Consider the following 21,908-nt stretch of genomic DNA (forward strand, 5'->3'; position numbering starts at 1 on the left):
GCGCGGCCGACCGGCCCTGCCCGGCTACCAGTTGGTGAACGCCCCGTCCGCCGTGCGCAAGTGCGGGCGCTCGGCCGCCGCGGCCTGGTACCGGCGCGCCGCCTCCCGGTCGATGTCGACGCCGATGCCGGGCAGTTCGCTCAGCTCCACCCGCCCCGGCAGGATCGTCGGCCGCGCGGTGAAGAGGGCGGCGATGGCCGGATCGGGGTCGGTCTGGTGCTCCTGGATCGCCACATTGGGGCAGGCGAGGTTGAGTTGGAGCGAGGAAGCGGCGGTGACCGGGCCGAGCGGGTTGTGGGTGGCGAGCTTGATGTGGTGGGTCTCCGCCATCGCCGCGATCTTCTTCGCCTCGGTCAGGCCCGCGGCCACCCCGACGTCCACGCGTGCGTAATCGATGAGGTCGTCCTCGATGAGTGTCCTGAACTCCCATTTGGAGCCGTACTGCTCACCTGCGGCCAGTGGTACGCCGGTGCGGGTCCGCAGCATGCGGTAGCTGTCCGGGTTCTCACAGCGCAGTGGGTCCTCGACGAAGTACGGGCGGGCCGCCTCGATCTCCCGGCACAAGGTCAGCGCCTCCGGCGGATCCAGGCGCGTATGGACGTCAAGGATCAGCTCCACCTCGTCGCCGACCGCGTCCCGCACCTGGTGGAAGAGGTCGACCGAGTCGCGCAGGCAACGGCGGGCGTCGAGCGTGCCGTCGGCGTCGTGCGGCGAGGCGAACCGCAGATGACGCCAGCCCTCGGCGACCAGGTCGCGGCAGCGGTCCAGGAACCACGCGCGGTCGTGGTAGCCGTCGCCGACATGCACATAGGCGGGTACGTGATCACGCACCCGGCCGCCGAGGAGTTCATGCACCGGTACGCCGAGCGCCTTGCCGCGGATGTCCCAAAGCGCCACGTCCACCGCTGCGATGGCGGCGCCGAGTATGCGGTCGGCGGGAAAGAACCCGCGCCGGAACATCACCTGCCAGAGGTGCTCGATCCGTCGTGGGTCCTCGCCGACGATCAGCTCCGCGAGGTGCTCGAGACCGCCCGCGACCGCCCGTTGGCGCGACCTGATGCCGACCTCGCCCAGGCCGTGGATGCCCTCGTCGGTGTCGACCACGACCAGCATCATGCTGTCGCCGTGGTCGGGGAGAGTCAGCACTTCCAGGCCGGTGATCTTCATGCCACTCCTCTATGAAAACGTTCCCGCAATTTCAGTGCCGTTCTTGAGAACACATCATCGGCAGCAGTCGAGTCGAAGCGCAAGACCCGTGCATCCAGAAGGTTTTCCTCGATGAAATAGTCCTGACACACGTCTTGACACGTCATGGGAACGTTCGCAAACATCAACCGCATTCGCAGGATCCAGATGCGAGACGACCGGGGTCCCCCGGCTCAAGACGACGAGGAGGCCGTCCGTGGCAGTCACGATCCGGGAGGTGGCGAGCGCTGCGGGCGTCTCGGTGTCGACGGTGTCCCGTGCGTTCACCGCACCCGACCAGGTGCAGCCGACGACGCGGCAGCGCATCCTCGACGCCGCGGCCAAGCTCGGCTACTCCCCCAACCCGGCGGCCCGTTCACTGCGCGGCGGCGGCACCGGAACACTCGGCCTGATCGTCCCGGACATCGCCAACCCGTTCTTCCCGCCGATCATCAAGGCGATGCAGGCCCGCGCCCGGCACCTGGGCTACACGGTCCTGGTCGCCGACAGCGACGAGCGCGAGGCGGACGAGCTGGCCGCCATCGCGGCCGTATCGAAGCGGGTCGACGGCCTGATCCTGTGGGCCTCCACCCTCACCGAGGGCCGACTCCATGAACTCGCGGGCCAGATGCCGCTGGTGGTGGTGAACCGTCATGTGCCGGGCATCCCCGAGGTCCGGATCTCACTGTCCGCCGGCATCGCACAGGCCGCCGAGCAGCTGAAGGCGTACGGCCATCGGCGCTGCGTCTTCATCAACGCGTCCCGCGCCGAGCTGAGCCGCGGCAAGTCCATCCAGGAGTCCTTCGAAGCGCTCGACCTCTCCCTGTCCGAGCTCGGCCCGTACGAGCCGCGGTTCGAGACAGGGGTGCACGCCGCCACCCTCGTCGCCGCCCACGACGCGACGGCCGTGATCGCCCACAACGACCTGGTCGCCCTCGGCGTGCTGCACCAGATGGCCAACCTCGGCGTGAGCGTGCCGCGCGACGTCAGCGTCATCGGCATCGACGACACGCTGCTCGCCTCCGTCTCCACCCCCAGCCTCACCACGATCAGGATCGACCCCGAAGAGATCGCCACGCGCGCGGGGGACCTCCTGATCGAGACGATCGCGAACACAGCAGCCCGTGCTGGACAAGGACGTGAAGTCACTTCCCCCTTCGTGGAGATCGGCTCCCGCCTGATCCCCCGCGCCTCGACGGGCCCCGCACCCGCCCACTGATCCACGGCGCACACCACCACAACGAGCAAAGCACCGCACTACGCCGCACCGAGCCCACTCCTGCCCTTCTTGGAGCCGTTATGCCCAGAAACTCCCGCTGCGCGGCCATACTTGGCTGCATGGCGCTGACCGCGACCCTCGCGGGCTGTTCCTCCCTCACCCCGAGCAGTGCCGGCGGGGACGGCGATCTCGTGCTGCGGGTGCAGGGCATGCCGCCGGCCACCGACAAGCCGGGGGTCGCCCTGTTCAAGAAGCAGGTGGCCGACTTCGAAAAGGCCAACCCGGGCATCAAAGTCAAGGGTTCGACCACGGTCTTCGACCCGCTGACCTTCTCCGCGAAGCTGTCCGGCGGCAATGTCGAGGACGTCATCAAGGTGCCGCTGACCGAGCCGCAGCGGCTCATCCAGCAGAAGCAGGTGCAGCCGATCACCGGGCAGCTCAAGGAGTGGAAGCACTTCAAGGAGTTCAACCCTCAGGTCCTCCAGCCGCTCACCGACAGCGCCGGCGACGTGTACGGCGTACCGCAGAATCCGTACGCCCAGGGCCTGGTCTACAACCGCGAGCTCTTCGAGAAGGCCGGCCTCGACCCGGACAGACCGCCGACCACCTGGGCGGAAGTCCGCACAGCCGCCAAGAGGATCAGCGACAGTACCGGCAAGGCGGGCTTCGTCCACGAGTCCAAGGACAACCAGGGCGGCTGGCAGCTGACGATGCTGTCGTACGCCTTCGGTGGCGAGCTGGAGAAGGAGCAGGGTGGCAAGTACGCCGCCACGCTCACCGGGGAGCCGACGAAGAAGGGGTTGCGGCTGCTCAAGGACATGCGCTGGAAGGACGATTCGCTCGGCAAAACCCTGCTCAACAATCAGAACGACGTGATCAAGCAGTTCGCGGCCGGGCAGGTCGGCATGTTCATGGGCAGCCCGGGGACGTACCGACTGGCGAAGATGCAGTTCGGCATGGAGAACACCGACGCCTTCGGAGTGGCCCCGATGCCGCAGTCCGGCGGCGATGCGACACTCACCGGCGGCGACATCTACATGGTCCCGAAGTCCGCCGACACGAAGCATGCGGCAGCGGCCGTCGAGTGGCTGACCTTCGCCTACGCCAAGCCGCAGTACAGCACCGACATCGCCGCCGAGCAGGCCAAGGCGCTCTCTGCCGACCCGAAGTCCGCGGTGGGCGTTCCGACGCTTCCGGTCTTCGACAAAAAGCGGCAGACCGAGATCGACGCAGCGATCAAGCCGTACGTCAATGTGAAGCTGCAGAACTTCAAGCCGTACATCGACGGTCTCTCCACGCTGAAACTGAAGCCGGAGCCGCCGTACCAGGCGCAGAAGCTGTACACCGTGCTCGACCCGGTGGTCCAGGCTGTGCTCACCAAGCGCGACGCCGACATCGACTCCCTGCTGGCCTCGGCCGAGAAGGACGTCAATGCCAAGCTCGCCGCGGACCAGAAGTAGCCGGCCCATGGCCCTGCTCACTCCGTCCCGGCGCCCGGCCGCTGTGGCCAAGGAGCCCGTGCCGCGAACCCTGCCGCAGCGGCGGCGTGGCACCGGCTCCCGCAAACAGTTCACGGCCTGGCTGTTCCTCGTCCCCGCGCTGCTGGTCTTCGGGCTCTTTGCCTGGTGGCCGATCGTGCGCAGCCTGTTGCTCAGCTTCCAGAAGACCAACCTCGTCGAGCCCGCGGTCTGGGTCGGCCTGGACAACTTCCGTACGCTGTTCGACGATCCGCTGCTCGGCACCGCCGTCGGGAACACCCTGTTCTTCGTGGTCCTCGGCCTGCTGATCGGCTTCCCGGCGCCGCTGATCCTGGCCGCGATCATGTCGACGGTGCGGCGCGGCGCGGGCGTCTACCGCTTCCTGGTGTATCTGCCGGTGGTCATCCCGCCAGTGGTGGCGATCCTGCTCTGGAAGTGGTTCTACGATCCCGGGAGCGGGCTCTTCAACAACGTCCTCGGCAAGGTCGGGCTCGGCCCGTACTCGTGGCTGGAGTCCTCCGACAGCGCCATGCTCTCGCTGGTCCTGGAGGCCACCTGGGCGGGCATGGGCGGCGCGGTCCTGATCTACCTCGCGGCGATGGTCGGCATCCCCGGCGAACTCTATGAGGCCGCCGAAGTGGACGGCGCCGGGATCTGGCGGCGGATCTGGCATGTGATGCTGCCCCAACTCCGGTCTGTCATCGGACTTTTGCTGCTCGTCCAGCTGATCAACACAGTGCAGGTCTTCACCGAGCCGTACGTCTTCACCGGCGGCGGACCCGAGAACTCCACTCTCACGGTCCTGCTGCTGATCTTCCGGTACGCCTTCCAGGACGGCGAGTACGGCCAGGCCGCCGCACTCTCCTTCCTGATGGTGCTCGCCCTCGCCCTGCTCTCCGCGGTGTATCTGCGGGCCACCCGCAGCTGGAGCACGTCATGACCACGCTCACCACCTTCGTCTCCACCAACGACCGTCAACGCCCCGGCGTACGCGCCGCAGTGCGCTCCATCCAGGTGTTCACCCTGATCCTGCTGCTGCTCATCGGCATCGGACCGCTGTACTGGATGGTCAAGGGCGCGGTCTCGACGCCCACCGAGCTCACCACTCAGCCCCTGGCCCTCTGGCCGGACCGGCCGGCCCTGGGCAACTTCTCGGCGGCGTACACCGATCTGAGTGTCGGCCGCTATCTGATGAACACCTTCCTGGTGGTCGGCGGATCGTGGTTCGTGCAGCTCTTCGTCTCGGCCACGGCGGGCTTCGCCCTATCGGTGCTCAGGCCGAAGTTCGGCAAGGCCGTCTACGGGGCGATCCTCGCCACGATGTTCGTGCCGTACACGGTGAACATGGTCAGCCTCTTCATGACCGTGATCGATGTGCCGTTCCTCCATCTCAACCTGGGCGACACCTACTGGGCGATCTGGCTGCCGGCCGGCACGAACGCCTTCACGGTGCTACTCGCCAAGCAGTTCTTCGACGCCCTGCCGAAGGAGCTGTTCGACGCGGCGCGGGTCGACGGGGCGAGTACCTGGCAACTGCTCACCAAGATCGTGCTGCCCATGAGCAAGCCGGTGCTCGCCGTGATCAGTCTGCTCGCGGTGATGCACTCCTGGAAGGACTTCATCTGGCCGCTGGTGGCCATCACCGACCCCGAGAAGCAGCCGATCAGCGTCGCTCTCGCCCAGCTCGCCACGCAGGCTCCGCAGGACCAGCTGATCGCCGCGATGGTGCTCGCCGTCGCTCCGCCGGTGCTCGTCTTCGTCGTCTGCCAGAAGTACATCGTCGCCGGGCTCGGCTTCACCGGAGTCAAGGGCTGAGTTCCACCGGAGCCAACGGCCGAGCCATCGACTCCCCCACCACACCTTCCGCTTCGGAGCCTTCGGAGCATCCGGAACACCCCGACCAAGAGAAGGGCACCTCCATGTCAGTCGCCCGCCGCAGATTCATCCAGGGCACGGCCGTCGCCACCGGCGCCGCACTGCTGCCGACCGTTCCCGCGTACGCCGCGGACCCGGTCACCATCGAGGCCGACGGCATCACCCTGGTCGGCCGTAGCGACGGCAGCGTCCTCGTGCAGGACGGTGCGGGCGCCGACCGCATCCTGCTCAACCACTTCATGATCAAGGACACCGCGCTCGGCCAGCAGCGCACCTTCGGCGGTACGCCCGCCCGGATCACGCTCCCCGACGGGCGGCCCGCGATTCAGGTCACGTACACGATGGCGAGCGGCGCGTCCGGAGTCACGGCGCGCGGCACCTTCGACGTCACCCCTCACAAGGCACACATGAAGTGGGAGGTCAGCGGCTCCAGCACGCTCACACCGGCCGGCTTCATGTTCTCCCGCACGGTGTACGAAGCGACCGCGGCGGAGTCGTACGAAGCGCTGACCGTCTGGGAGCGGGACGCCCGAGGCGGCATTCCGTACGAGGTGAACGCGGGCGGCGCGTACGTGGAGACGTGGGCGGGATCGAAGGGCTTCTTCTGCCTCTCGTCCACCAACCCGGCGAGCACGAACGCCACATGGGTCCATTCCCCCGGCACCTCGACCGGCGCGAGCACCGCGGTCACCGAGGCCGATCTGGTCCTCGGCGATCTGCGGCCGCGCGGGGCGGGAGCGCTCGCTGCCAAGAGGCCCCTCGGCGTGGAGGTGTGGACCGACCAGCCGTTCAACCTCTACAAGGCGGCCGGGCAGACGATGACGCTCAAGGCGCAGGTCGTCAACGGCTCCGCCGAGGCCAGGACGGTGACGCTCACCTGGTGGGCGCGGGACTTCGGCGGCAAGAAGATCGCCGGTGGAACGCTCTGCAGGAGCCTCGCGGCGGGCGCCGCCTGGAACGCCTCCTTTCCCCTGACCTCGCCCTCGCAGAACATCGTGTTCACCGAGGTGGAGGCGGTCAGCGGCCATGACAAGGCGCTGGCCCGCACGAATCTGAGCGTGCTCCCGGAGTTCGCGTACAAGGCGGGCAAGGAGTCGATGTTCGGCCTCGCCAACTACCCCTGGCTGCTGAAGCCCGGCAAGGACGCAGTACTCGGGCTGGTCAGGACGCTCGGCATCAAGTGGATCCGCATCGCCTACGCAGGCGCCCCGGGCATCGACACCGCGACTCTGGACGCGAACGGCATCGGGCACAACGTGGAGCTGAGCGGCATCCCCGTGGGCGGTAGTCCGGAGCAGATCGCGGCCTGGGCCGACACGAATGTCGCCAAGGCACTGGACGCCGAGGCCGCGTACTTCGAGGTGAGCAACGAGGTCAACCAGCCCTGGATGTCGGGCCGCGGCGCCGACGCCTACGTCCGGGACGGTCTGCGCCAGGTCACCACGCGCCTCGACGCGGCGGGCTCGCGGATGAAGGTCATGAACGCCGGCCTCGGCGGCATGGACTATGTATGGACCAAAAACTTCCATGACGCGGGCGGCTGGGACCTCATCGACGCCTTCGCCTTCCACCCCGGTCGCGGCAACTTCACGCCCGACTTCGCGCCGCCGCCCGAGGAGTGGACGCAGGGGTCGTCCGGCTCGTACTGGAACTTCCTCGGCGCACTGCGCAAGGCGAACCAGGTCCTGGAGGAGTACGGCGGCGACAAGGAGCTGTGGCTCACCGAGGCGTACGCCCCGACCCGGCCCAACGCGTGGTGGAGCGACACCTACCGGCACGCTGCCGAGAACACGCTGCTCACGCTCGCTCTCGCCAAGTCCGAGAAGGTACGCGCCGTCAACTGGTACCAGCTGCACGACTCGACGATCCACCACCCCCAGGAGGCCGACCCGGCCAACCCCGAGTACCACTACGGCCTGATGAACCGCGACACCAGCGCCAAGCCCTCCCTCCTCGCCTTCGCGACCGCCGCCCGGGTCCTGGACGAGGCCGAGTTCGTCCGGCATCTCGCCTTCGCGGACCAGGACATCAAGGGGCTCCTCTTCACCACTCCCGGCGGACCGGTGTCGATCATCTGGAGCCGCAAGGACGGCTACATACTCAACTCCGAGCACAGCGAGGATCCTTGGTACGCATCGCCAGAGCCATGGATCGACACCTGGACGACCAGGACCACGGTCGTCGCCCACTCGGGGACGGTCAACGGCAGGGTGCGGGAGCTGAACTGCATCGGCCAGAAACGCTCTCTGAAAGCCTCCGGCGGCAAGATCGCCCTCACCATCGACGGCGCCCCGCGCGTCTACTACGGTCTCGCCGCCAATCCCGACTGGAAGTAAGTGACGTACGACATGAGGAATGAAACCGCACGGCACGACATCACCGTCGTCGGCGGCGGCCTGGCCGGGGTCTGCGCGGCGATCGCCGCGGCCCGGCTCGGCCGGAGCGTCGCTCTGATCAACAACAGGCCGGTGCTCGGCGGCAACGCGAGCAGCGAGGTCCGGGTCTGGGTGTGCGGCGCGACCGGCCACGGCAAGAATCACCATGCCCGTGAGGGCGGCATCATGGGCGAGTTGCTCGTGGAGAACCAGTTCCGCAACCCGGACGGGAACCCCTATTACTGGGATGCCGTGGTCCTGGACGCCGTGCGCGCCGAGCCCGGCATCACGCTCTACCTCAACACCGACGTGCGCGAGGTCGACGCCGAAGGTCCGGACGAGGCCCGGCGGATCACCTCGGTCACCGGCTGGATGATGGGCTCGGAGCGGCGGATACGTTTCGAGAGCTCGCACTTCCTCGACTGCACGGGGGACGGCCTGATCGGCCACCTGGCGGGCGCCCACCACCGCATCGGCCGGGAATCGCGCGCCGAGTACGACGAGGCATGGGCTCCGGAGACGGCCGACGACATCACTCTGGGCTCAACTCTCCTCTTCTATACGAAGGATGCCGGTCACCCGGTCAAATTCGTGCCGCCGAACTTCGCCAAGGACATCACCCGGACCTCCATTCCGCAGCGCCGCATCATCAAGGCGGGCGACAACGGCTGCGCGTACTGGTGGATCGAGTTCGGCGGCGAGCTCGACACCGTCCACGACAACGAACGCATCCGCGACGAGCTGTGGTCGGTGATCCACGGCATCTGGGACCACATCAAGAACTCCGGCGAGTTCGACGCGGCGAACATGACCCTGGAGTGGGTGGGCTCGGTCCCCGGTAAACGGGAGTACCGGCGCTTCCTCGGCGACTACGTCCTGCACCAGGGCGACATCCTCGGCCAGACCGAGTTCGCCGACCGGGTCGCTTTCGGCGGCTGGTCGATCGACCTGCATCCGCCGCAGGGCATGTACGCCACCGGGGCAGGGGCCAGACAGCTCTACGCGGACGGCATTTACCACATTCCGTACCGCAGCCTCTACTCGGTGAACACCGAGAATCTGCTCTTCGCCGGGCGCAACATCTCCGCCAGCCATGTCGCCTTCGGCTCGACCCGCGTCATGGCGACCTGCGCCACGATCGGCCAGGCGGCCGGCACGGCGGCGGCGCTCTGCGCCACCGGAGGTGTCACCCCGCGCGAACTCCCCGTACCTGAGCTGCACCGGGCGCTGCTGCGCCAGGATGCCTCGCTCATCGGCCTCGCCTCGACGGACCCGGAGGACCTGGCCCTGCGGGCGAGGGCAACCGCCTCATCCACCTTGAGCAGCCTGGCAGTCGAGGACTCCGACGAGCTATGGCCGCTCGCGGCGGACGCCGGACTCGTCCTCCCCGCGGACCCGGACCTCTCCGGGGTGGAACTGCTCGTCGACGCCGACCGCGACACCGAGATCGTGATCGATCTGTACGACCCCGAACTCGGCCAGAACTACGTCCCGCGCCGCCTCGTCACCTCCACCACCCTGCCCGTCGCCGCCGGTGCCCGGCAGTGGCTCAAGACGGGCCTGGACTGGTCTCCCGAAACCCCGCGCAACGCCTTCCTGGTAGTCCGCGCCAACGACGCCCTCGCTCTGCACCGCTCCGACCGCCCGACCCCCGGCGTCCTGTGCTTCACGCGCGTCCCGCTGCGCCCGTCGGACGAATCGCCGCAGCCGCTGCGCGAGTGGACGGACATGGGTCTGCTGCGCCGCACCTTCTGCCTCCGTACGGGAGAGACCGCGGCCTACTCCCCCGCCAAGGCCACCGACGGCTATGCCCGCCCGTACGCGGGACCGCACATGTGGGTCTCCGCACCACTGACGGACGTCCCTTCCCCCTGGCTCGAGTTGGCCTGGCCCGAACCGGTCGCTCTGGGCCGGATCGAGGTCATCGCCGACGACGACGTCAACGAGGACCTGATCAACCTGCACCACCACCGCACGCCCTTCGACACCCTCCCCACCCTCCTTCGCGACTACCGCGTCGAGGCACTGGATACTGACGGCGCCTGGCGCGTCATCGCCCGTGCGGCGCAGAATCGGCGGCGACGCGAGACGCACACGCCGACGGAGCCGGTCACCACATCGGCGATCCGGGTCGTCGTCGAAGCCACCAACGGTGCGGCGTCGGCGCACGTCGTCGCCGTGCGCGCCTACGAGTAGAAGCACCGACGCAGGAGAGTGACTGGATGGTCGGAAGAGCGATGGTAACCGGGGCCGCCGGGCGGATCGGGCGAGCGGTCCTCACGCTGCTCGCCGAGCGCGGGATCGAGGCGAACGCCTTGGTCCTCGATGATCCCGGTGATCTCGCGGCGCGCCTGGTCGTGACCGGTGACGCGGCCGACGCGAAGACCGTGCGGGCGGCTCTGGAAGGCGCTGACGCGGTCATCCACCTGGCGGCGATCCCGACTCCGGCGCGCAACACCGCATTTGAGGTCTTCGCGGGCAACAGCCTCTCCACCTTCACCGTCCTGGAGGAGGCCGGCCGGGCCGGGATCCGGCATGCGGCGGTGGCAAGCTCCTGGGGTGTCACGGGCCTGCCCTGGACGGACGTCGAGGATCCGCATCCGCCGTACGCACCGGTCGATGAGGCGATGGCCTCCCAGGTTGCCGACCCTTACGGCCTGTCCAAACAGGTCGACGAGCTGACAGCGCAGATGATGGCGCGGCGGCACGGGATGAGCGTGGTGTGCCTGCGCTATCCGTACGTGGGCGGATTCGAGGAACGGCTGCACGCCCACGCCGCCCGGCTCACGGCCGACCCGGCCGCGGGGGCAAGGGACCTGTGGACGTACCTCGAGGTCCATGACGCGGCGCGGGCCGCGCTGCTGGCCTTGGACGTACCCGGCCGTGCGGCGCACGCGGTACACCTCTGCGCCCCCGAGATCATCGTGCCGTACCCGACGGAGGAACTGCTGCGCCGCTATCACCCCACCACCGTGCTGCGGCGCCCGCTGCCGGGTCGCGCGGCGCCGGTCGACACCTCGGCCGCGCGCAGGCTGCTGGGGTTCACGGCACAGAATCTCCTCGGTCACGGGGCGGTTCCGCCGAGTTGAGATCACGACGGCCGCCGAGCCATCACAGATGGGAGAGAACAGGACGTTTCCCGAGTCCGAGTGACGTACCGAATGACATCCGCGACGACTCCACCAAATCGTCGTCGGCCGGGCGAAGGTGAACGGCGCGCGGCCAGTGAGGTCGGCCGCCTCTGTCATCGACGCGACCCGTGAGGTCGGCCGGCTGTGCTCGATGCCCTTGCGGGCGATCCGGTGGCGGATGCCGCGTTTGCGGAGCCATCGGCGCAGGTGGTCGTAGTCGTAGCCCTTGTCCGCGTGCAGCTTGGCCGGTCGCCTGCGGCGGGGTCCGCGACGGGAGCGGACGGGCGGGATCCCGCGCACGAGTGGTTCCAGGCCCTGACTATCGTGCATGTTGGCACCGGAGATACCCAGCGGCAGTCCGTTCCGGTCGGTGACGAGGTGGATCTTCGATCCCAACTTGCCACGGTCGGTCGGATTCGGTCCCGTCAGCAACCCCCTTTTTCCGCCCGAACGCTGACGGATTCAATTGCGCACCGCGACCGGTCCAGCTCGCCGCGGGCACCGAGTTCGTCCAGGACGACACGGTGGAGCCGGGCCCAGACCCGGTCCCGGCTCCACTGGGCGAACCTGCGGTAGACGGTCTGCCAGGCCGGGCCGAACACCGGCGGGAGCTGCCGCCACGTACAACCCGAGGTAGCCACGAAGATGACCGCAGCCAGAGCCTCACGGTCACCGGCCCGACGTCGGCCCCCGCCCTGCGGACGCTTCACTTCAGTGGGCGGCACCACCCGCCGGAACTGAACCCACAACTCATCCGGCGCCAACGGCTCAACCAGATCCTTCATGCACGGTTCAACGAGCGATCACGCCATAGGAATCGACGTCTTAGCCTTGATTGGTGCTGCCGACCTGGCAGCCTGCTCGATCTTCGCGCAGTAGGCTGCACGGGCTTGCTCGTCGATCTGCTTCTCGTGTTCGGCGCGCAACCCGGTCCGGCCGTCGAGGCCCTCGCGCAGGATATCGGCGTGCCCGGCATGCCGGATGGACTCGCCGAGGACATGGACCATGATGGCGAACAGGTTCGTGTCGGCATAAGGCTCCGGCCACCACGGCACGTGGCCGGGGGCGTCGAGGGGAAGCTCGTTGATCGTCGCGTCCGAGTGTTCCCACGTGCGCCGGTAGAACCCGATGATCTGATCGCGGGTCTCGTCCTCGGTCGCCCACAGATCGCTGCCGTTGGAGTCCTGCCACCGGGGCAGCGGTTCCGGGGAAGGGCGGTCGAAGACCTCGCCGAAGTACCTGGCCTCGACGCTGGCCACGTGTTTGACCAGGCCGAGGAGGTTGGTCCCGGTCGCTGTCAAAGGTCGGCGGGCGTCGTATTCGGACAAGCCGTCGAGTTTCCAGAGCAGCGCCTTGCGGTCCCGCCGCAGTCTCCCGTGCAGGTTGTCTTTCGCGAATTCATCGATCATGCGGCATGAGCCTGCCATGGGCTGCTCGTGGTCTCAAGATCCCGTACGTGGTCCGCAACGACTGGCAGAGCCGAGGGCCTGGCCATGGCCGCCGCCCTGACCTGCTACAAGAAGCTCGCGAAACTTGCCACGTGAGACAATCTCTTAGCTTGTTCTTTATCTTCCGTCCGCGTCGTAGGGCGGGGACGGAAGGTTCCAGACGGCGTCTGACCGGCTGACATTCTTTCGAAGTTCGCGAGCACTTCGCGGCGATATGGCCTGCATCGCGGTGTCGAGGAGGGCTCGGGCTTCGAGAGGGTTGCCACAGCAGTACCAGTGCACGTTGCCCCACTCGTCGTTGTGCCACAGATCACGCTCGGGCTGGTGGACGTAGTCCTTCCAGAGGCCCATAGCCGCGCTGACGTCGCCTGGCTGCAGATAGTTGCGAGTGTGCTCGAGACGGATGATCTCGGACAGTGCACGCGAAGACAGGCCGTCGATGACTAGCCTTGCACCCGTTGTTCGATGGCTGCCAGGGGCGCCGGCACGGATCTGTCCTGGCCGTCTACGCGGCATGGACCTTTCGGTTCGTCGTCATGCGGTACATGGTGCCACGGTCTCGAATGGCGTCTCGAACGGATTCGCTCGCATGGGGATTCGCCGGACCGCGATCCTGGATGCGGTGCGGCTGGGACCGGTGGACGACGCGACCGCGGTCACCGCCGCCCAGCTGCGGGGTGTCGTGGAGCGGCTCATCACCGCGGACCAGTGGCAGGCCGGGGACCCAAATATCGTGATCGTCAGCGAGCCGGCTACGACGTCACTCGCCTGGCGTGGGTCCTGCGTGACCTGCCCGTCGAGCTGGTCGGCCGTGTCCGGTCCGACCGCGTCATGCGTCTGCCGAAACCACCCAGGATGCACGGTGCCAACGGCCGGCCGCCCAAGCACGGCCCGGAGTTCCGCTTCACAAACCGGAGACCTGGCCCGAGCCCGCGATCACCACGGTCACCGACACGAGCAATACGGCAAGGCCGAAACTCAGGCATGGGACCGGGTCCATCCCCGGCTCACTCACCGTTCCTCATGGCTCGACCACGAGGGCGAACTTCCGCTGGTCGAGGGCACGTTAATCGGCCAGCAAGGGCCGCAGACCAGTGGTGGAGAACATGCCCCGGCTCGCCGTGATCGTGCGCAGGTACCACTGGTAGTCGAGCTTGGCGGTCATCACAGCTCCTGGTCCGCGGCATACGCCCGGTCAAGAGCCTTGCGCATCATCGTGTCCATGAAATCTCCGCTGACTCCCGTGTAAATGTCCGTGGTTGACGCGAACCGGTGCCCAACCTGCTGCTGCACGAACAGCGGATCCGCACCGTCCTCGATCTGGTGCGTAACGTGAGAATGCCGCAGGCAGTGCGGAGTGAGAGCCTTCTCCAGCCCCAGCTCGTCCCGGTACTGGGCGAAACGGTCCTCGATCTCCCGCGGCATGAGCCGACCGCCACGTTCGGTCAGCCACAACGCCGGACCGGAGCTGGTTCGGTACCGCGGACGGATGTTGACCACGTAGTCCTCCACCGCCTCCACCGCCCAGGGCATGACGCTCAGCACTGTCCGACGGCGAGGAGGAGATCCCCGGCTCGCCTTGCCGTAGCGGACCTGAAGCTTGCCGAATCGGCCCAGCTCCGGCGCCTTCGGACTCCGATAGAAATCGCAAGTGTCAGGCCTCGACGCCTCGTTGCAGCGCAGCCCCCACCCGTAGATGGCCTTGAAAACGGTCGCGTCTCGATACGCCGCCAGCGCCCCCTTACGGCCCATCCGCACCGCCCGATCGACCTGCTCATCGGCATGATCCAGGAAGCACTGGATCTCATCCCGCGTCATCGGACGACGTTCCGGCCGCCCCTCGTAGTCAGCCAGATGGGCAACGGTGTTCCACTCATGGACCCACCTGCACCGGGTGGGTGCCGAAACGAGCCTCGCACTCCCCGGGCCACTCATAGAAGCTGCGCCATCTCGAAGTGGCTGGTCAGGGTGCTGGTGTGATGCCGGTTCGGGATGCTCGTGCTGGTCGTGGGCGGCAGTCTGGGGTGTAGATCGTCCGGCGGGGGTGGGTTTGTGGATTCCCGTCCGTCGTCGCGGGTGCCGTTCCTACGCTCCGGCGCATGATGGATCCCGAGGTGCTGGAGCGGATCGCCGCGCGGCGTGCGGAGTTGGACGGACTCGAAGAGCAGCTGGTCAAGCAGCTATCGGAGGTGCGGGCTGAGCGGGACGAGCTCGCCGTGGCCGAGCGGGTGTGGCAGCGGATGAGCGAGCAGCTCGCCGACGAGCGCGCAGAGGCCGGGTCGCCGGTGGTTCAGGTGGCGGGTCGGGCGGTGCGGCTGGTCCCGGACCGTGGTCCGGGGGTGGCCGAGTCCGTGCTGCCGGCGGAGTACCAGCGCATCCTGACCGCCGTGCGGCAGGCCGCCGGTCCGGTCGCCACCCGGCAGATCGGCGAGGTGCTGGGCTTGGAGGTGGGCGTACGGGGCAAGCTGGAGCCGTTGCGCGGGAAGCTCACGAAGCTGGCCGACCGCGGCTGGCTGCACAAGCGGCCCGACGGGAAGTTCACTGCCCGCCCGTGACCGGTCCGCACGGCGATCGGGGCGTAACCAAGGTGCCCTCGGCGGCTGTTGGAATTGTGTGACGAAAGCCAAAGAGCACGCCGGGGACACCGAGTCCCTGGTCTACCAGTGCCGCCTGCCGCTGTCCACGCACATCCTGAACTACCTCGCCGACCTGCTGCGACGCCACCTGAAGGCCATACGCTCCAGGTGGCGGGCGCTGCCGCCCGGGAGGATCGCGGTGATCGTCCTGGCCGTGCTGCGGCACGACCAGCGCCTGGCCGACATGGCCGGCGGCAACGACATCTCCGCCACCACCGTGCGCCGCTGGCGGGACGAGCTGATCGCCCTGCTGGCCGCGAAGGCCCCGCGGCTGGACCGCGCCCTGAAGAAGATCGCCAAGCAGGGCGGGGAGGTCGTCCTGATCGACGGCACCCTCATCCCCACCCAGCGCCGCACCGGCAAGGCGAACCGCCCGAACTACTCCGGCAAACACCACCGCCACGGCCTGCACGTCCTCGCCCTGACCGACGAGCGAGGCCGGATGATCTGGATATCGGCCGCCCGGCCCGGCCGCACCCACGACATCACCGCCGCCCGCCGCGACCACATCCTGGCCCACCTGCGTGCTGCCGGCCTCGGCGCCCTGGCCGACCTGGGCTTCCTCGGCCTGGACGACGACGGGGACGATCCCGTGGTCGTCACCGGCTTCAAGGCCACCCGCGCCCGCAGGCTCTCATCCGCCGAGAAGGAGGCCAACCGGGTCCTGGCCGCCGGACGCGTCCCCGTCGAACGTGGCTTTGCCCACCTGAAGAACTGGCGGATCCTCACCAAACTCCGTACGGACCCCGCCCGCGCCACCCACCTGTTTCGCGCGCTGCTCGTCCTGACGAACATCGAGGCCACTACCGACAATTGATCTCTACCGCAGGTAGCCCACGATCAGCACATGCCCCCGGAACAGCGTCACCGGGCCGGGATCGGCTGAGTGAGGTTCACCGGGTTGCCGTCGGGGTCCTGGATGTGGGCGACGCGCTGTCCCCACGGCATGTCGTTGGGGCCGCTGCGGACCGAGCCGCCCAGCGCCGCCACCCGGCCGAGCGTCTCGTCGACGTCGTCGACACCGATGCTGAGCAGGATCCGCGACGCCGCCCCAGTCCCCGGGTTCTCCTTGGCCACCAGCCCGAGGTCGGTGTCGCCGATGCGCAAGCCGAGGTAGAAGGCCGGGCCTTCCGCCGGTACCCGGAAGATCTCCTCAGCGCCGAACAATTTCGTATAGAAGCCGAGCAGAACGTCCTGGTCGGCAGTCACGATCACTGGCTGGATGGTGGACATGGCACTCCTGTCGAGAACGGTCGTGTCGCTGGGTAGACCGTTTGAGGACGGTGAACTCATCGGCAAAACCACCCCGCCGGACGATCTACAACACAGACTGCCGCCCACGACCAGCACGAGCACCCCGAAACCAGGTCACGCCACCCCGCTGACCAGCCACTTCAAGATGGCGGAGCTTCATTGTGGTCGCGGCCTGCTCGGCTCCCCAGGTGCCGAGGTCACCGAAGATGAACTCGCCGCCACGCTCGGGCGGTCGGCCGCCCTTGGGGTCGTAGACCCGCGGCGGTGTCGGCCGCCGCATCACGCGGTCGGGCCGGAGTCGGCCGAGAATCTCGACGGGCAGCCCCGCCGGCAGATGGGCGATGCGCGGGGCGTCGTATCCAGCGACCAGCACAACCAGGACCTCCGGGTCCCCGTCCTGGGCGTCGGGCCCTCCGCCCTGCTCAGTCGGACTTCACCTCGCGGAAGCCACCGGTCTGTGTGAACATATCGTTCACGATCTTCTGGGCCGTGTCGTCGTGCTCCTCCGTAATGTCGACCCTGACCCAGAGCAGGTAGGCGTGTTGGGCATGTGCGCTCTTGTCCTGCCAGCCCCAGTGGCGCTTCATCGCCATGCGGTAGCGGCCCGGCTCGCCGGACCGATCCGTCGCGTAGTACGTGGAATCGTCGGCCTTCGTCCACGAGGTCTGCGCATGGTCGGGAATGCCGCGTAGAAACGCATCCGTCTCCTGGTTGCTGCATGAGCTGCCGCAGTAGTGGGACCGGAATTCGAGGCGCAGGTCAGGCAGGAACCCCGCCTTCACATTCGCGCGTCTGCTCTTGCAGGTGTACGTGACCGGGTCGTCGACCTCCTTGCGCTCGCAGTCGAGGTGCTTCGGGGCCCGGAACACAAGGGGGAACCGCCAGAGATTCCAGAGGTAGGACCGCTCGTCACCTGCCCAGGTCGCTCCATACACCAACTGCGCGGGGCGACGGGAGTAGTACGCGAACCTGTTGTCCTTCGTCGGCGTCCCCGCCGGGGGTGGCAGATTGACGAGCGACCGGTCGCTGATCGGCGTACTTCCGGCCCCGTCCTCCTTGCCGGCGGAACCTGCACCTCCGTCTTCGACATCACCGTCGGCCAGCCCGGCACGGTGCGCTGCCTCCCGGGCCAGGATCTGGGCGACCTCGCCGACCCGGTCGAGGGATGCGAACTCCTCCTGGTATTCGACGTACAGGACCGCGTTGCCAACGCGTATGCCGACTTGGGAGTATCCGCTCGACGAGCTGATCTCGTCGCCGACAGCCGAATAGGGCAGGGCCGCCAGGTAGGCCTCGTCGCCGAATCCGGTCAGCTCATGGTGGATGCTGCGGCGCGCGGCCGCTGTCGCCCACCCCTTTGCCGCGGCATGCGCCCGCGTGTACGCCAGGTGCGCCTTGGTCGCCCCCGTGTTGAAGCGCCCCTTCCCGGTCTCCAACTGGGTGTGGACGCTGATCCGGATGTTCCGGGAGAACGGCGCCTGCTCGCCCACGCTGCACTTCTGGCCGTCCGCGTCGGCGAGCTTCGCGGGATCCATCATCAGCCGGTCGAGGTCCTGTTGCGCGAGCAGCCCGCAGGCAGCGGGCAGCGACCGGAACGGCGCCGGCAGTGAACCCGCGATCAAGGCTCCTGAGGCGACTGCCAGCAGTGCCAGCATGGTGGCCATCGCAAGCAGTGTGGCCGGCACGCCGCCCGGCGCGCCGAACCCACGGCTGCGCCTGCTCGTGTCCGCGCCGCCACCCGCGCCCTGCGCCAGCCGGTCCCGCAACTCGATGTGCCGGAAGCGGTATACACCGCCGGACTGCCGCAGCACCCCGCGCGCGTGGGCATCCTCCAAGAACGCCATGAGCTGCCGGGGCAGCCTGCCCGTGGCCCAGAAGTACAGGCGCGCGACGGTGAAGCCGCCCCACGCGGACGCACCGAAGGAGTACAGCACCCAGGCGAATGGCAGCCCAATGGCCAGAAGGAGCCAGTCGCGAGCGGAGACGACGTCCGAACCGGCGAACATCTGCCAGGCCATGAGCATGGCGAGCGGCAGCACCAGCACAGCCAGCGGGGTTTCCTCCACTCCCTGTCTGGCCGGTGCAAGCCAGCCGAGGGTCAGGACCCCACGCCGGTCGGCGCGCAGCAGCCCGGCCGGGGTGTCGGCCAGCGCCGGGTCGGAACTGTGCCAGACGAAACCGATGACCCGCGTTCCGTACACCCACACGACCCTCACTGTCACGATCACCATCAGCAAGGGAAGAACCGAGACGTCGGTGGCCAGCACGGTGGCCCAGCCCGCCACGAGTCCGAGCGACGCGAGAACCGCCTTCACCTGAACCGACCGCCGGCCGAGCACCGCACGGATCTCGGCCCCGCCGGGCCTGGTGGGGCGGCGCGGCGGGTGCTGCCAAGGGGCCGGACCCGTCATGGCCGCAGCCGTCAGCGCCAGGCCGCACAGCAGCACGAACGCACCCTTCAGTGGTAGCCACGTGCCCCACCAGGGCGGTCCAAATTCGATCTGTGCGACCGGCAGTGCGCCCACGACGAACGCCGGCACCAGCGCGAGCGCGCGCACGACCCGTGGCACCATCTCGTCGAGCTTCCACCAGGCGAGGTCCTGCTCGCCCGCCTCCTTCATCCGCGCGGCAAGGAACGCTGCCCATACGCGCGCCCGTTCCGGCGGTGATCCGCCGTGGGCGGCCCGTACGTCGTGCGAGCCGCTGTAGACGACATCGAGGAACGCGTCGTACAGATGCCGCTCGATATCCCGCCGGTCGTCGAATCTGCCGGGCTTCAGCAACTCCGCCGGGTCCGAGTCCCCGCGCGCGTACGCGACCCGCGCGAGGCCCACCATGAGCGGCACGCTCAAAGCGTCCCGCAGCCGCTGTACCTCCGGCGCGTCGGCGGAGCGGTCGCCGAGCCGGTCGAGTACCGGAGTCCAGCGGGTACGGGTCCGTCCCGGGCTGAGGTACGCCCGCACCGTGTCGTCACTCAGTGGGCTCAGGCGGATCTCGGTGCGCTCGAGCACGCCCTCGTCCGGGACATGTTCGCGGTACTCGGGCTCGCGGCTGGTGAGGACGAACGGGCGGCGGCCCACCATGGTCTCCGTGATCTGCCGGAGGGCGTCCGCGCGCCGGTGCTCGGGCAGCTCGTCGAAACCGTCGAGTACGGGCAGGACCCTCCGGGTCAGCAGCAGATGGAAGGCGACATCGACCGGGGGCGCACCCGCGACCGGAGTGCAGGCGTCCGGATACTCGGCCGCCAACTGCCCGGCCAGCCAGCCCAGCAGGCCCTGCCCCGGATCCCAGGACGCCAGCGAGACCACGGCGGGTACTGGGTCCTGGGAGCCGCGGGTACGCCGGCGCAGGAGCTCGTACGCAAGGCGCAGGACGAGAACGGACTTGCCGGCGCCCGCACCGCCGAGGACGACGAGGCGTCGGGTCGGGGTGGAGGCGAAGCAGTCCGCGATGGAGGCGGAATCGTCGTCGGAATCGGAGTCGGCGCCGGGTTCCGGGGCGGCGCTCCCCATGGCTTCCGGGTGTTCCGACTCGGTCGCCCAGCTCACGTCGAGCGCATAGGGGTCGTTGATCCTCGTCAGCCGTTCGTCCTGGTCGTATCGGAAGGCCAGGCCCTCGGCCAGGGCTTCGACCGCGCGCGCGAGATTCTTCTCGGACCGCCAGACGGCGCGGCGGCGCCGGGAGACCGCAGCCCTCACCCTCGTACCGGCATCGAGCACGATCGCGCCCGCGATCAGCAGCCAGCCGCCGACCACCGGCCCCGGGTCGAACCTTTCCAGGAGGGGCAGTTCGGGGCGGGCGAAGATGAGGAAAAGCCCCAGGAGCGCGATGCCGAAGTGGGCGAGCAGGCCCACGAGACGGCGCGAGGACACGGCAGGACCGGAGCCCGAGTGGATCTCGTAATCCCCGTGGATCTCCATCGTCTGGATATCGCGCGCGAAGATGACGTTCTTCTGTGTGCCGCCGGAAATCTCCTGATGAGACCCGTCGGCTCCCCCGTGCTTCACAGCCGCGCCCTTCAGCCCAGGTTGATCGAACCGTGCACGTCCCTGGTGAAGACGACGTTGCGCTGGGTGCCGCCCGACACCTCCTGGTGCATATCACCGCCGACCCCACCGCTGTGGAGCCGCTCGGCCTCCTGTCGCCACAGCTCGAGCGCCTCCGCGAAGGCCTGGTCCTGGCGGGCGCGCAGGGCGAGGGCGTCGGCGAGTTCGCGGGCGCGCGGGGTGTTCCCGGTGTCCTCGTCGAGCGCGACCAACTCACCTTCGGCGACAGGCTGATCTACGCCCTCACCTGCGGAAGCTTCTCTTCGTACGAGCCCACGCAGCCGCTCCCACAGACTCTGTCCCGCGGCTCCCGCGGCCCCGCTCGCCAGGGCCATGAGAAGTTCGGCTGTCACAGGCTCCACGGATGTACCCCTTCGACACTCGACCCGAACCGGCTGTACAAGGATGGACTGAACGACTCAACTGGTCGATCCCACCGACCACTTGCCCTCCTCCCTCGGGCCTGGGCGAGGTTCCGAATTCAGCCATTTGGGCTGTGCTGTCGGCCCCGCTCCGTGTTCTCATTCTGCCGTGTTGGGCGCAGTGAGACCATGTCGGCGGCAAGGTCAGGCTGTCCGTAGCGGTCGGCGATGGCTGGGCGAGCGCTTTGGGTCCGCTGTTCTTCGGCTGCCGGTCGGCGCGGCGGCGGACGTCGGCGGCGACCACGCGGGCGCGGCCGGTCAGTTGCAGGGCGATCTGCTGGGAGTTCTGCACGACCCCGACGGACTGATCGAAGCGGAGCTCCCGCTCGATCGCGAGCCGTACGAGTGTCTCGTCAAGGCCGTCCTTGCGCGGACCCGGCCCGGAAAGGACCTCGCGCCGGATCCTGCCGATCACTCGCTCGCAGCGGGCGTTCATGCGCGGCACCTGTGGCGCGCTGAGCAGCACGTTCATGTCTTCGGCCTCGAAGACGGCGTCGAAGGAGTCGGTGTACTTGCTGTCGCAGTCGCGGAGAACGAAGCGGAGCGACTCGACGCGTGCGCCGAGGTCGGCGGTCAGATTGCGGGCCTGCTGGGTCGCCCCCCTGCGCGGTGGGGTGGGCGGTGATGCCGGTGATGCCGGTGATGTGGAGCCGGCGGGTGTCGTGTTCGAGGAACGCCAGCGCGTACAGCCGCCTGCCGGTGATCGTGTCGACGTGGAAGAAGTCCGCCGCGTTGATCCCCTCGGCCTGGGTGGTGAGGAATTCGCGCCAGCTCGGGCCGCTGCGACGCGGGGCCGGGCCGATGCCCGCCGCGTGCAGGATTCCCCAGACCGTGGACGG

Annotated in this window: 16 protein-coding genes and 3 pseudogenes; 11 read left to right on the forward strand and 8 right to left on the reverse strand. The window is 68.4% G+C overall.

Annotated elements, in window-relative coordinates:
- Positions 1–24 precede the first annotated feature (24 nt).
- Positions 25–1,167, reverse strand: coding sequence for a mandelate racemase/muconate lactonizing enzyme family protein (locus ACFVV1_RS25380; RefSeq protein WP_389993288.1), 1,143 nt, complete (start codon positions 1,165–1,167; stop codon positions 25–27).
- Between the two features lie 235 nt (positions 1,168–1,402).
- On the opposite strand from ACFVV1_RS25380, the gene ACFVV1_RS25385 reads away from it, so the two are divergent.
- From ACFVV1_RS25385 to ACFVV1_RS25415, 7 genes are all read left to right on the forward strand, one after another.
- On the forward strand, positions 1,403–2,404 hold the full coding sequence (locus ACFVV1_RS25385; RefSeq protein WP_389993291.1) for a LacI family DNA-binding transcriptional regulator: 1,002 nt from the start codon (positions 1,403–1,405) through the stop codon (positions 2,402–2,404).
- A gap of 119 nt (positions 2,405–2,523) precedes the next feature.
- Complete coding sequence (locus tag ACFVV1_RS25390; protein WP_389993294.1) at positions 2,524–3,864, forward strand: ABC transporter substrate-binding protein; 1,341 nt, start codon at positions 2,524–2,526, stop codon at positions 3,862–3,864.
- Positions 3,865–3,871: 7 nt separating this feature from the next.
- Positions 3,872–4,822, forward strand: a complete 951-nt coding sequence (locus ACFVV1_RS25395; protein WP_389993297.1) for a carbohydrate ABC transporter permease — start codon at positions 3,872–3,874, stop codon at positions 4,820–4,822.
- Complete coding sequence (locus ACFVV1_RS25400) at positions 4,819–5,697, forward strand: carbohydrate ABC transporter permease (protein ID WP_389993300.1); 879 nt, start codon at positions 4,819–4,821, stop codon at positions 5,695–5,697. The genes ACFVV1_RS25395 and ACFVV1_RS25400 overlap by 4 nt, the downstream gene beginning before the upstream one ends.
- Positions 5,698–5,801: 104 nt before the next feature.
- Positions 5,802–8,093, forward strand: coding sequence for a hypothetical protein (locus ACFVV1_RS25405; RefSeq protein WP_389993303.1), 2,292 nt, complete (start codon positions 5,802–5,804; stop codon positions 8,091–8,093).
- 12 nt (positions 8,094–8,105) lie between these two features.
- Positions 8,106–10,328 carry an FAD-dependent oxidoreductase gene (locus ACFVV1_RS25410; protein WP_389993305.1) on the forward strand — a complete coding sequence of 741 codons (2,223 nt, stop codon included), beginning with the start codon at positions 8,106–8,108 and terminating at the stop codon, positions 10,326–10,328.
- Between the two features lie 26 nt (positions 10,329–10,354).
- Entirely contained in the window at positions 10,355–11,221 is an 867-nt protein-coding gene (locus tag ACFVV1_RS25415) for an NAD-dependent epimerase/dehydratase family protein (protein ID WP_389993308.1), read from the forward strand.
- 168 nt (positions 11,222–11,389) lie between these two features.
- On the opposite strand, the pseudogene ACFVV1_RS25420 reads toward ACFVV1_RS25415, so the two are convergent.
- Both ACFVV1_RS25420 and ACFVV1_RS25425 read right to left on the reverse strand, forming a co-directional pair.
- Positions 11,390–12,048, reverse strand: a pseudogene (locus ACFVV1_RS25420) (IS5 family transposase); the annotation flags it as partial.
- 18 nt (positions 12,049–12,066) lie between these two features.
- Positions 12,067–12,672 (reverse strand): DinB family protein, encoded by a 606-nt coding sequence (locus tag ACFVV1_RS25425; protein WP_389993310.1) that lies wholly within the window; start codon positions 12,670–12,672, stop codon positions 12,067–12,069.
- A 643-nt stretch (positions 12,673–13,315) separates the two neighbouring features.
- On the opposite strand from ACFVV1_RS25425, the pseudogene ACFVV1_RS25430 reads away from it, so the two are divergent.
- Positions 13,316–13,825: pseudogene (locus tag ACFVV1_RS25430) on the forward strand (transposase); the annotation flags it as partial.
- A gap of 50 nt (positions 13,826–13,875) precedes the next feature.
- On the opposite strand, the gene ACFVV1_RS25435 reads toward ACFVV1_RS25430, so the two are convergent.
- Positions 13,876–14,529, reverse strand: coding sequence for a tyrosine-type recombinase/integrase (locus ACFVV1_RS25435; protein WP_389993313.1), 654 nt, complete (start codon positions 14,527–14,529; stop codon positions 13,876–13,878).
- 281 nt (positions 14,530–14,810) lie between these two features.
- Between ACFVV1_RS25435 and ACFVV1_RS25440 the strand changes: the two genes are divergently transcribed.
- Together ACFVV1_RS25440 and ACFVV1_RS25445 are read left to right on the forward strand one after the other, a co-directional pair.
- The gene (locus tag ACFVV1_RS25440; RefSeq protein ID WP_389993316.1) at positions 14,811–15,266 is read left to right on the forward strand and encodes a hypothetical protein; all 456 of its coding nucleotides are present in this window, start codon (positions 14,811–14,813) and stop codon (positions 15,264–15,266) included.
- 58 nt (positions 15,267–15,324) lie between these two features.
- The gene (locus tag ACFVV1_RS25445) at positions 15,325–16,164 is read left to right on the forward strand and encodes a transposase family protein (RefSeq protein ID WP_389993319.1); all 840 of its coding nucleotides are present in this window, start codon (positions 15,325–15,327) and stop codon (positions 16,162–16,164) included.
- 47 nt (positions 16,165–16,211) lie between these two features.
- On the opposite strand, the gene ACFVV1_RS25450 is transcribed toward ACFVV1_RS25445, so the two are convergent.
- The 4 genes and pseudogenes from ACFVV1_RS25450 to ACFVV1_RS25465 all read right to left on the reverse strand — a co-directional run bounded on the left by ACFVV1_RS25450 (position 16,212) and on the right by ACFVV1_RS25465 (position 21,009).
- Entirely contained in the window at positions 16,212–16,580 is a 369-nt protein-coding gene (locus tag ACFVV1_RS25450; RefSeq protein ID WP_359117993.1) for a VOC family protein, read from the reverse strand.
- Positions 16,581–16,749: 169 nt separating this feature from the next.
- A pseudogene (locus ACFVV1_RS25455) lies at positions 16,750–16,995 on the reverse strand (transposase); the annotation flags it as partial.
- A gap of 28 nt (positions 16,996–17,023) precedes the next feature.
- Positions 17,024–20,608: an NACHT domain-containing protein gene (locus tag ACFVV1_RS25460; protein ID WP_389993323.1), complete on the reverse strand. Its 3,585-nt coding sequence runs from the start codon at positions 20,606–20,608 to the stop codon at positions 17,024–17,026.
- 11 nt (positions 20,609–20,619) lie between these two features.
- On the reverse strand, positions 20,620–21,009 hold the full coding sequence (locus ACFVV1_RS25465) for a hypothetical protein (RefSeq protein ID WP_389993325.1): 390 nt from the start codon (positions 21,007–21,009) through the stop codon (positions 20,620–20,622).
- 169 nt (positions 21,010–21,178) lie between these two features.
- Here ACFVV1_RS25465 and ACFVV1_RS25470 point away from each other — a divergent pair, with 169 nt between their 5' ends.
- Positions 21,179–21,694: a hypothetical protein gene (locus tag ACFVV1_RS25470; RefSeq protein ID WP_389993328.1), complete on the forward strand. Its 516-nt coding sequence runs from the start codon at positions 21,179–21,181 to the stop codon at positions 21,692–21,694.
- Positions 21,695–21,908 lie beyond the last annotated feature (214 nt).

It is taken from the genome of Streptomyces sp. NPDC058092, from assembly GCF_042884935.1.
In the GTDB taxonomy this organism is placed as follows: Bacteria; Actinomycetota; Actinomycetes; order Streptomycetales; family Streptomycetaceae; genus Streptomyces.